The following is a 9,772-nucleotide window of genomic DNA, read 5'->3' as shown; positions in this document are numbered from 1 at the left end:
GGTACTGCAGGGGGGACCCTGTGGGAGAGTAGGACACCGCCGGACTTCCTTTAAGTCGAAATGGCCACCCAAAGCTGGGTGGCCATTTCGCATTTACGGGCTCGATCGCGAGATCGACGCCTCGACGGCTTCAGCGCCGGTGCACACTTCCTCCGGGGAGTGCGCACCGGCGCTTCGTCGTATCCGGAGCACTCGAGTGCAGAAGCCCACACGACTACGCTGACGGCACCGGAGAAGGGACACGTCATGCTCTACTCACACCTGGGGGCTGAGCCCCGGATCCATCCCGATGCCGTCATCGCTCCCACCGCCGTGATCAGTGGCGATGTGACGATCGCCGCGGGATGCCAAGTGCTGCACGGCGCGGTCATCACCGCTGAGGGCAGCCGCGTCGTGCTGGGTGAGAACGCGATCGTCATGGAGAACGCCCTCGTTCGCGCCAGCTCGACGCACGCCGTGCGCGTGGGAGCGCACACCCTCATCGGACCGATGGCGAGCGTCGCCGGCGCCGACATCGGAGAGGAGGTGTTCCTCGCCACCGGCACACGGGTGTTCAACGGTGCGGAGATCGGCGACCGCAGTGAAGTGCGCATCAACGCCGTCGTCCACGTGCGCACCGTCCTACCGGCCGACACCATCGTGCCGATCTCCTGGGTGGCGGTCGGTGATCCGGCGCAGATCCTGCCTCCTGACATGCACGAGGAGATCTGGGCCGCGCAGAAAGAGCTCGACTTCCCGGGTTACGTCTTCGGTCTCGATCGCGAGACGCCCGATCTGATGGTGCAGCTGACGGAGCGGTATGGCCGCAGTCTCGCGCGTCACTCCGCCGACCGTCGTCTCGACGGCTGATCGCGGAGACGACGATGCGCCGGCACCCGTGAGGGCGCCGGCGCATCGGGGACGGTTCTCAGCCGGTGTTCTGCAGGCCCGCCGCCACGCCGCTGACCGACAGCAGCAGAAGGCGCTGGTGCTCGGCATCCGGAGTCGGATCGTCGGCGTCGCTGTCGCGAAGCGCGCGCAGGGCACGCAGCTGCAGGAGGGAGAGGGCGTCGACGTAGGGGCTGCGCATCTTGACGGCACGCTGGAGCACCGGCTTGTTGCCGAGCAGCTCCCCTCCCGTGATGCGCTCGACCCACGAGCGGGTGAGGAGCATCTCGTCCATCACGAGCTGCGCCAGATCGTCGCGGTCGCCGAGGGCGAGGTAGCGACGGGCAATGCGCTCGTCGGCCTTCGCAAGGCTCATCGCCACGTTGTCGATCATCGTGCGGAACAGCGGCCACTGCTCGTACGCGTCGCGCAGACGGTGCTCGTCACCCACGGCGTCGAGGGCCGTGCCGAGTCCGAACCAGCCGGCGAGGTTGATGCGGGCCTGCGTCCACGAGAACACCCACGGAATGGCACGCAGGTCTTCGAGGGACTCGACGGAGAGACCACGGCGTGCGGGACGCGAGCCGAGGGCGAGGTGCCCGATCTCCTCCATGGGGGTGACCGTCGCGAACCAGGGAGCGAAGCCCGGAGCCTTGACCAGCGCGAAGAACCGTTCGCGCGAGGCGACGTCCATCGTCGCGGCGACGTCGGCGAAGGCCTCCGCCGCCCCGCGGTTGCGGCGCTCGATCGAGGGGGAGGAGGCGGTGAGCACCGCCGCCGCGACCTGATCGATGTGACGCATCGCGATGTCGGGGTCTCCGTAACGCGCGAAGATGACCTCGCCCTGCTCGGTGAGCTTGAACCGGCCGTCCACCGAATGCGGCGGCTGCGCGAGGATCGCGGAGTTGGCGGGTCCGCCACCGCGACCGAGGGCACCGCCGCGGCCGTGGAAGAGCGTCAGCTCGATGCCCTCGGCCTGCGCCCACGTCGAGATCTTCGCCTGCGCCTCGTACAGCGCGAGGTTGGCCGCGACGGGTCCGACGTCCTTCGAGGAGTCGGAGTAGCCGAGCATGACCTCGAGGCGGCGTCCGGTCGCCGCGAGGCGATCGGCGAACGAGGGGTGCGAGACGATCTCGGCCAGGATGCCGGGAGCCGCCTGCAGGTCGGCGAAGGTCTCGAACAGCGGGATGACGTCGAGGACCGGGAGGTCTTCACCCGGACCCATGGCGTACGAGGCGAGCTCGTGCACGTTGGCGAGGTCGTCGGCCGACTGCGTGAACGACACGATGTAGCGGCCGGCGGCGCGAGGGCCGAAGCGCTCCTGCACGTAGGCGACCGAGCGGAAGACCTCGAGCACCTCTTCGGTCTGCTCGCTGCGGGCGCCGCCCGAACGCAGCTCGTCGAGCACCTTGCGGTGCACCGCCGAGTGCTGGCGCACCTCGAGCTCGGTGAGGTGGAAGCCGTAGGTCTCCACCTGCCACACCAGACGCTGCAGCGCGCCGTATGCCTGACGCGAGGCACCGGCCGCCACCAGCGAGTCCTGCACGACGCGCAGATCGGTGAGCAGGTGCTCGGGATCGCGGTAGGCGAGGTCGGCGTTGCGCGTGCGGGTCGCGGCGATCTTGCGCGCGAGCAGCAGCAGGATGCGGCGGTGCGGCTCGGCAGGGGAGCGCTCGGCGATCTCGGCCGCGGCGTCTTCGTCGGCGGCGCGCAGACGGTGCCACAGCGCCAGAAGAGCGTCGCTGGGCGGGGTGGTCTCGGCATCCAGGGTCAATCCCCGGCCCACGCGCTGCGTGGTGCGCTCGAGCCCCAGGAGCACGTGCTCGCTCGCGATCGCGGCGGCCTTGCGCGTGACGGATGCGGTGACGAACGGGTTGCCGTCGCGGTCGCCGCCGACCCAGGAGCCGACGCGGACGAACGGCTTGACGATCGGGGCGCGGGCCCCGGCGTTCTCGCCCTGCAGGATGTCGTCGATGCGGCGGTAGACCCGCGGGACGGCCGTGTAGAGCGTCTCGTCGAAGACGGCCATGACCGAGCGCACCTCGTCGACCGGCGACGGCTTCTCGCGTCGCAGCGGGGCGGTGCGCCAGAGGGTGTCGATCTCTTCGAGCATGCGACGCTCGGCGCGACGGCCCTCGGAGTCGTTGTCGCCCGCATCGTCGTGCTCGACGAGCAGCTCGGACAGGCGACGGATGCTCGTCGAGATCGCGCGACGCCGCGCCTCGGTGGGGTGCGCGGTGAAGACGGGGTGGAAGCGCAGCGCCTGGAGACGGCTGAGGGCCGTCTCTTCGCCGACCTCGCTCGCGAGGCGTTCGTAGGCGGTCGCGATGGTGTCGGGGGTGCCTCCGCGCGCGGGACGATCGCCGCGCTCGCGCAGCACGCGCACGCGCTGGTGCTCCTCGACGAGGTTGACGAGGTGGAAGTACGCAGTGAAGGCGCGGGCGACCTCGTCGGCGCGCTCGATCGAGAACCCGTCGGCGATGGCCGCCGCGCGCTCGAACGCCTCGGGTGTCTCGTCGGTGTAGGCCTGGATCGTCGCCGTTCGCAGGCGCTCGACATCGTCGTACAGGCCGGGGGAGCCGCTCTCCTGAAGGACGCGGCCCAGGAGGGATCCGAGCAGGCGCACATCGGCACGCATCTGTTCGGGGAGCTCCTGGCCGGCTTCGAAGCGGCCCACGAGGTCGATGGCCTCGGTCGGGGTCAGTTCACGCACACGCCCCAGATTATCGGCGTCCCGTTGCCGACAGATCACACGTGACGTCGTGCGACGGTCGCCGGGGCCGAACTCCGGATTTTCTCCGGGGATGATCGGGGGAATCCGCAGGGTTTCGAGGTGGCGGGGGCGCGGCATCCGGAAAGATCCGGAGTTCGGCACGTGCCACCGCCCGGCGCCGCTCAGCCGGGGGATACTCGCAGTCAGCGGAGCCGCCGGGCCCGCGGAGGGAGAGGCCGTGAGCGACGACGCCCTGCGGGAAGCAGCCGAGACCATGCGGGCGGTGCGCGAGCGCTGCGTGTGGACGCAGCGAATCGACCACCGCGACCTCGTGCCCTACCTCGTGGAGGAGAGCGCGGAGGTCATCGACGCGGTCGAGGCGGGCACGCGCGCCGATCTGCGCGAGGAGCTCGGCGACCTGCTGTGGCAGGTGCTGTTCCATGCGGAGATCGCCGCGGGAGACCCCGACGACCCCTTCGACATCGACGACGTCGCCCGGGGGCTGACCGAGAAGATGGTGCGCCGGCACCCGCACGTGTTCGCGGATGCCGTGGCCACCACGCCCGAAGAGGTCCTCGTGCACTGGAATGCGGCCAAGGCGGCCGAGAAGCGCGAGCGCACGAGCGTGCTCGACGGGGTCAGCGACCACATGCCCTCGCTCGCCCTGGCGCAGAAGGTGATGGGCAAGGCGGTGCAGGTCGGCGTCTGCGCCCCGACGCATCACCTGGCCGATCCCGAGACCGAGGCAGAGCTCGGCGACGCGCTGCTCACGCTCGTGCACCTCGCCCGGGCTCGGGGGTGGGACGCCGAGCGCGCCCTGCGCGAGCGCGTGCGCGGTCTGCGCGCCGAGGTGCGCGAAGCGGAGGCCGGCGCGAGCTGACACGCTCGGCTTGCGCGCGGGCGGCGGGACCGCCCGAGTCGCTCTGGAAGAATGGCGCCGTGGCATCCGTGAACCCGCCGCGCGGCATGCGCGACTTCCTCCCCGCTGACAAGGCCCGTCGCGAGCGCGTGCTCGCCGTCATCCGCGAGCGTTACCGCGCGCACGGGTTCGACGAGATCGAGACCCCGGTCATGGAGGACTACGACCGCCTGCACGCCGGGATCGGTGGCGACAACGAGAAGCTGTCGTTCAGCATCCTCAAGCGGGGGATGGATGCCGATGGCATCCGCGCCGCTGCCGACGACCCTGCCGCGCTGGCCGACCTGGGTCTGCGCTACGACCTGACTGTTCCGCTCGCCCGGTTCTACGCCACGCACCGCGCGTCGCTGCCGACGGTGTTCCGCTCCATCCAGATCGCCCCGGTCTGGCGTGCCGAGCGCCCGCAGAAGGGCCGCTACCGCCAGTTCATGCAGTGCGACATCGACGTCATCGGCGACGCGTCGGCGCGCGCCGAGGCCGAGCTCATGGTCGCGAGCCTCGACGTGCTCGATGCGCTCGGGCTCGAGGGCGGCACGATCCGGGTCAACGACCGGCGCGCCCTCGATGCGATGCTCGACGTCTTCGGCTTCGCCCCCGAGGAGCGCCCGGGCGTGCTCATCACGATCGACAAGCTCGACAAGGTCGGCCCCTCGGGGGTCGTGGAAGAGCTGCGCGGACGCGGAGTGGACGCCGCGGCGGTGGATGCCTTCGCCGCGTACCTCGAGCGCCCCGTGGCCGGGTCGTCGTTCGATGAGGCCGGCATTCGCGCGGCGCTGCCCGACGGCATCCCCGACGAGGTCGTCGCGCACCTCGTCGACCTCGGCGACACGGTGGCCGCCGCCCGTGGGGGAGCGGTGCCCCTGGTCTTCGACCCGTTCCTCGTGCGCGGCATGGGGTACTACACGGGCACGATCTTCGAGCTCGCCCACCCGAGCGTCGACTACTCGCTCGGCGGCGGGGGACGTTACGACGGCATGATCGGCCGCTTCCTCGGACAGCAGGTTCCGGCCGTCGGCTTCTCGATCGGCTTCGAGCGGATCGTCGACCTGCTGCCGGCCACCGACGCCGACTGCGAGCGTTCGGTCGTTCTCGTGCACGATCGCGACGTGCCGTTCGCCCACCTGCTGTCCATCAAGACCGCGCTGGTCGCGCAGGGCGCGCGCGTGCGCGTGGAGCAGCGCGCGAAGAACATGAAAGCGCTGCTCGAGCGCTCCGCCGCCGACGGCTACACCTCGTTCGCGACGGTGACCACCGGCAGCGACGTCGACCACCTGGAGCTCAAGCCCCTGGGCTGAGCGCGGTGCCGGTCCCCTCGGATGGCGAGGTGGCTGAGCGTGTCGAAGCCGACGGGCGGGGCGTGGGTCCCGGGCCCTTCGACAGGCTCAGGGACCTCCGTACCGAGGTGGCTGAGCTTGTCGAAGCCGACGGGCGGGGTGTGGGTCTCGGGCCCTTCGACAGGCTCAGGGACCTCCCTTCGACAGGCTCAGGGACCTCCCTTCGACAGGCTCAGGGACCTCCGTACCGAGGTGGCTGAGCTTGTCGAAGCCGACGGGCGGGGTGTGGGTCTCGGGCCCTTCGACAGGCTCAGGGACCTCCCTTCGACAGGCTCAGGGACCTCCCTTCGACAGGCTCAGGGACCTCCCCTCGACGGGCTCAGGGACCTCCGAACCGAGGTGGCGGAGAGCGCCTCAGGCGACGGCGCTGATCAGCGCCTCGTCGGGGCGCTCGGCCGCGAGGCGTTCGAGACGGTCGGCGGTGGCGGCATCGCGCGGCGAGAACCACACCACCCGGGAGCCGAGCGCGTCGTCGAGCCAGAGACTCGACATCTCGAGGTTGAGCTCTCCGACCCGGGCGTGCACCAGGTGCTTCGTCGCGGCGCGCTCGCCCCCGACATCGCCCAGGCGCCAGAGCTCGGCGAATCGCGGGGACTGCTCCTCGAGCTCGGCGATGAACCGCTGCCACGCGGGCTCGTCGTGGTGACGCCCGAAGGCGGCGCGGAGCCGGGCGGCGATGCGGCGCTGCGCGTGGTCGAGGTCGACGTGTGCGCGCTGCCACTCGGTGTCGGTGAACAGGAGCACGGCGCAGTTGCGACGCTCGGCGGGCATCTGGTCGAGGTCGCCGAAGAGGTGGCGGTACGACCGGTTGTAGGCGCGGATGTCGAAGCGCGCGGTCTGCACCGCGGCGGGGTAGGGCAGCAGCTTCTCGAGCAGGTCGAGGTGTGCGGCGCCTACGCAGGGGCGGCTGTCGCGATCGGGCACGGGGAGGTCGGCGAGGGCGAACAGGTGATCACGCTCGTCGTCGCTGAGGCGCAGGGCGCGGGCGATCGCCGAGACGACCTGGGCGGATGCCGCGATGGGGCGGCCCTGCTCGAGCCAGGTGTACCAGGTGAGTCCGACCCCGGCGAGCTGGGCGACCTCTTCGCGGCGGAGTCCGACGACTCGTCGGCGCACGCCCTCGGGGAGCCCGACGTCGGCGGGACTCAGGCGCGCGCGGCGACTGCGCAGGAAGGCCGCGAAGGCGGCGCGGGTCTCGTCCGAGCGGGGCATGAACACTCCTGTCCTCCGGCGAGCCTAGAGCCGTGCGCGGCGGACGCTCGCACGGTGGGGAGTGCTCTCAGTACCAGGATGAGCAGACTCCTGGTACCAGGATGGCATCCGGTTCATCCTGGCACCATGACCAGTACCGCGCACCCTCAAACCGGGTCGGCCCCGATACCTCTCCGTCCCGGAGCGTTCGATGTTCCGACGTGGCGCTATGTCGGGTTCCTCCTCGGACCCTTCGCCGGCACGTTCGCGTTCAACGCCGTCACGGTCACCCTGCCGGCACTGCGCGACCGCTTCGGCGCGGGCGACGTGGCGCTCGAACTGGTCGTGGCGGGATACGGCATCCCGTTCGCGGTGTTCCTCATCCTGGGCGGCCGACTCGGCGACCGCTTCGGTCGTCACCGCCTGTTCGTCATCGGCATGGGGCTCTTCCTCGCCTCGGCCATCGCGTGCGCGGTCGCCCCCTCGATCGAGACGCTCATCGCGGCGCGCGTGGCGCAGGGACTCGGGGCGGCGCTGTGCACGCCGCAGGTGCTCGCGACGATCCAGGCGACCTCGCAGGGCCCCGCACGCACGAGGGCGATCGCCGCCTTCGGTGCGAGCGGCGGCATCGGCGCGGCCGTCGGTCAGGTAGCGGGCGGCGCTCTCGCGGCGACCTCGTTCGGCCCGGTCGAGGGCTGGCGCGCGGTGTTCGTCGTCGTGGCGCTCATCGCGGTCGCGGCGATCGTCTGCGCTCCGCTGGCACCGCGTTCCCGCGCCCACGAGGTGGTCGCGATCGACCTCGTGGGATCGGCGGTGCTCGCTGTCGGCATCCTCGCGGCATCCGTCGCCCTCACCTTCGGCCCCGCGTGGGGCTGGTCGTGGCCGGTGTGGGCGGTGCTCGCGCTCGCCGCCGTGGCCCTCGTGGCGATGTGGCGTCACCAGAACGCGATCGAGCGATCGGGACGCGTGCCCCTTCTGCCGCCGAGCGTGCTGCGCCTGCGCCCCCTGCAGCTCGGTCTGGTGGCCGCGGCGCTGTTCTTCGCGGGATACTCGGCGCTGCTGTACGTCTTCCCCCGCGCCGTCGAGGGCGGCGGACTGACCTCTCTGCAGGCCGGAATGGCGTTGCTGCCGTTCGCCGTCGTCTTCGCGGGGATGTCGCTCGCGGTCGCCCGCATCCAGAGCCGGCTCGGCGATGCGACGCTCGTGCTGGGGGTGAGCCTGCAGATCGTCGCCCTCGTGGCGATGACGGCGACCCTCGCGTTCGCCTGGGGGAGCGACATCGGCCTGTGGCTGCAGCCGGCCCTCGTGCTGCTCGGCGCGGGGCAGGCGCTGATCTTCTCCCCGCTGACCCAGCTGGTCGTGCGGGAGGTGCCGGTCGAGGCGGCGGGCCTGTCGGGCGGCATGTTCAGCACCGCCCAGCAGCTCGCGCTGTCGTTCGGGGTGATCGTGATCGGCAGCGTCGTCACTGTGACCGGGGTGACCGGCCGCGACGAGCTGGTCGCCGGCCTCGTGCTCGACATCGGACTCGCCGTCGCGGTGCTCGTGCTCGCGATGGTGATGCGGGCCCGGGGCCGGCGCGGGGTCTGATCACGCGCGACCGGGAGCTCTCGGCATCCGCCTCTCGAAGGAGATGCACCGGATGCCGGGAGCCGGTCGTCTGCCGGGCGTCACGCCGCGTCCACCCCGCGTTCACCGGCGAGGGGTGTCATCGACGCATGTCCTCTCATCGGCCCCTCGCCGTGACGGCCGCCTCCGCGGTCGCGATCCTCGGGGCGGGGGCGGTCGGAGCCCGCACCCTCATCGTGCGCCAGGCGGCGATCGCCCGGCGCCGCATCGGCAAGCCGCTCGGCGAACAGGCGCTCGACGCCGATCGCGTGTGGCGCCGCAAGAAGCATCCCGGCCGCCCGGTGGAGCTGCTGCTGCTCGGCGACTCGATCGCGGCGGGCCTGGGCGCGACGCACCGACGCGACACGCTCGGCGCGCGACTGGCGAAGGGCGTCGCGCGATCGGCCGGACGCCCGGTGCGGCTGCGCACCGCTGCTGTGGTCGGATCGGAGACCTCGGCCCTCGCCGCGCAGGTCGCCTCTCTCCCCGCGGGGTACCGACCGGATGCCGCGGTGATCGTCGTGGGCGGAAACGACGTCACGCACCGCATCCCGGCGTCGCGCGCGGCGGAGCAGCTCGAGCGGGTCGTGCGCGACCTAAGCGGACGCGGAGTGCCGGTGGTCGTCGGCACGTGCCCCGACCTCGGGACCCTCCGTGCGATCCCGCAGCCGCTGCGCGCATTCGCCGCCCGTTCGTCGCGACAGCTCGCGGCCGCGCAGGCCGCCGCCGTGCACCGGGTCGGGGGTCGCGTCGTGGCTCTCGCGCGCGCCGTGGGGCCGGTGTTCGCCGAGCGGCCCGACGAGATGTTCAGCGAGGATCGGTTCCACCCCAGCGCGCTCGGCTACCGCCGCACCGCCGAGGCCCTGCTGCCGGCCGTAATCGAGGCGCTCGAGCCGTCACCCGGAGTGCGCGCTGGCGATGTGCCCGACCGGGCGGGCGTGCCGAACTCCTGAAATCCGGGTCGGGCGGGCGCGCGCCGCCGCGGATCTCCGGGCTCGAGGTGCGGGACGCGTCGACTTCTCCGGAGTTCGGCACGCCCCGATCCCCGGCGGACGCATAACTCGTGGATCTAGGTTTCCCTCACGCCTCCCATCGATGTCTTTCTCAGCACCTGGCGCGCCGATCCGCTCACGCTCGGCGTGC

The 9,772-nt window shown here is 71.6% G+C and carries 7 protein-coding genes; 5 read left to right on the top strand and 2 right to left on the bottom strand.

Features of this window, described 5'->3' with window-relative positions; translation table 11 throughout:
- The first annotated feature begins 246 nt into the window (after positions 1 to 246).
- Complete coding sequence (locus tag LPW41_RS11840) at positions 247 to 849, top strand: gamma carbonic anhydrase family protein (RefSeq protein WP_230704920.1); 603 nt, start codon at positions 247 to 249, stop codon at positions 847 to 849.
- A 58-nt stretch (positions 850 to 907) separates the two neighbouring features.
- Here the strand turns inward: LPW41_RS11840 and LPW41_RS11835 are convergent, their stop codons facing one another.
- The gene (locus LPW41_RS11835; protein ID WP_230704919.1) at positions 908 to 3,580 is read right to left on the bottom strand and encodes a phosphoenolpyruvate carboxylase; all 2,673 of its coding nucleotides are present in this window, start codon (positions 3,578 to 3,580) and stop codon (positions 908 to 910) included.
- 274 nt (positions 3,581 to 3,854) lie between these two features.
- Between LPW41_RS11835 and LPW41_RS11830 the strand changes: the two genes are divergently transcribed.
- Together LPW41_RS11830 and hisS are read left to right on the top strand one after the other, a co-directional pair.
- Positions 3,855 to 4,460, top strand: coding sequence for a MazG family protein (locus LPW41_RS11830; protein WP_144835357.1), 606 nt, complete (start codon positions 3,855 to 3,857; stop codon positions 4,458 to 4,460).
- An 86-nt stretch (positions 4,461 to 4,546) separates the two neighbouring features.
- On the top strand, positions 4,547 to 5,794 hold the full coding sequence (gene hisS, locus LPW41_RS11825; protein WP_230704946.1) for a histidine--tRNA ligase: 1,248 nt from the start codon (positions 4,547 to 4,549) through the stop codon (positions 5,792 to 5,794).
- Positions 5,795 to 6,187: 393 nt separating this feature from the next.
- On the opposite strand, the gene LPW41_RS11820 is transcribed toward hisS, so the two are convergent.
- Positions 6,188 to 7,045 (bottom strand): helix-turn-helix transcriptional regulator, encoded by an 858-nt coding sequence (locus LPW41_RS11820; RefSeq protein ID WP_154096328.1) that lies wholly within the window; start codon positions 7,043 to 7,045, stop codon positions 6,188 to 6,190.
- A gap of 126 nt (positions 7,046 to 7,171) precedes the next feature.
- On the opposite strand from LPW41_RS11820, the gene LPW41_RS11815 reads away from it, so the two are divergent.
- Positions 7,172 to 8,611 (top strand): MFS transporter, encoded by a 1,440-nt coding sequence (locus tag LPW41_RS11815; protein ID WP_230704918.1) that lies wholly within the window; start codon positions 7,172 to 7,174, stop codon positions 8,609 to 8,611.
- 128 nt (positions 8,612 to 8,739) lie between these two features.
- The gene (locus tag LPW41_RS11810; RefSeq protein ID WP_230704917.1) at positions 8,740 to 9,582 is read left to right on the top strand and encodes an SGNH/GDSL hydrolase family protein; all 843 of its coding nucleotides are present in this window, start codon (positions 8,740 to 8,742) and stop codon (positions 9,580 to 9,582) included.
- Positions 9,583 to 9,772 lie beyond the last annotated feature (190 nt).

It is taken from the genome of Microbacterium sp. JC 701, from assembly GCF_021026215.1.
Lineage (GTDB): Bacteria > Actinomycetota > Actinomycetes > Actinomycetales > Microbacteriaceae > Microbacterium > Microbacterium algihabitans.
The sequence above is the reverse complement of the archived record's forward strand: the minus strand, read 5'-3'. Positions and strand labels throughout refer to the sequence as shown.